1 protein-coding gene is annotated in these 1,028 nt (G+C 61.0%); it reads left to right on the forward strand.

Translation table 11 applies throughout. The features are described 5' to 3' along the window. Positions 1-1,028: ABC transporter ATP-binding protein (locus CQ020_RS23960; protein WP_105694326.1), on the forward strand; the 1,028-nt coding region annotated here is incomplete at both ends.

Consider the following 1,028-nt stretch of genomic DNA (forward strand, 5'->3'; position numbering starts at 1 on the left):
GTGGAGATCATCAAAGCGTTGGTGCGCGAAGCTAAAGTCCTCATCCTGGACGAGCCCACAGCCGTGCTGACTCCGCAGGAAACTGACGAGCTCCTGGACATCATGCGGCAGCTCAAAGCCGGCGGCACCTCCATCGTTTTCATCTCGCACAAGCTGCGCGAAGTTAAAGCTGTGTCCGACGTCATCACCGTCATCCGCCGCGGCAAAGTAGTGGGGGATGCTCCACCCACGGCATCAGCCACTGAACTGGCCTCCATGATGGTGGGCCGCCCCGTGAGCCTGAGCTTGAACAAGGCTCCGGCGCAGCGGAAGGAAACCACGTTTGTGGTGGAGAACCTGACAGTGCGTGCAGCCAACGGCACCAACGTGGTGGACGGGATCAGCTTCGACATCGCACAAGGTGAGATCCTCGCCGTCGCTGGTGTCCAAGGCAATGGCCAAACGGAACTCACCGAAGCCATCCTGGGCATTCAGGACCACGTCACTGGTTCGGTGACGCTGGATGGGAAACAACTGCTGGGCCTGCCCGTGAAGGATGTCCTGCGTTCGGGCGTCGGTTTTGTCCCGGAAGACCGAACAGTAGATGGACTGGTTGGCCCCTTCTCGGTGGCAGAGAACCTGGTGCTGGACCTGTACGACCAAGCGCCGTTTGCCAGCGGCATCAGCATGAAGCCGGCCAAGGTTGCCGAGCATGCCAAGGCCAAGATTGAAGAGTTTGATATCCGTACGCCGTCCGCTGGCTCGGCTGCGGGGACACTGTCCGGCGGCAACCAGCAGAAGGTGGTCATGGCCCGGGAGTTGTCCCGCCCGCTGCGGTTGTTTATCGCGAGCCAGCCGACCCGTGGCGTGGATGTTGGTTCCATCGAGTTCCTGCACAAGCGCATTGTTGCCGAGCGCGACGTGGGAACGCCGGTCATGATCGTTTCCACGGAACTGGATGAGGTCATGGAACTGGCTGACAGGATTGCCGTGCTGTACAAGGGCAAGCTCGTGGGGATCGTCCCTGCTGGAACACCCCGCGACACCCT

Source organism: Arthrobacter sp. MYb23 (genome assembly GCF_002979775.1).
Taxonomy (GTDB): Bacteria; Actinomycetota; Actinomycetes; order Actinomycetales; family Micrococcaceae; genus Arthrobacter.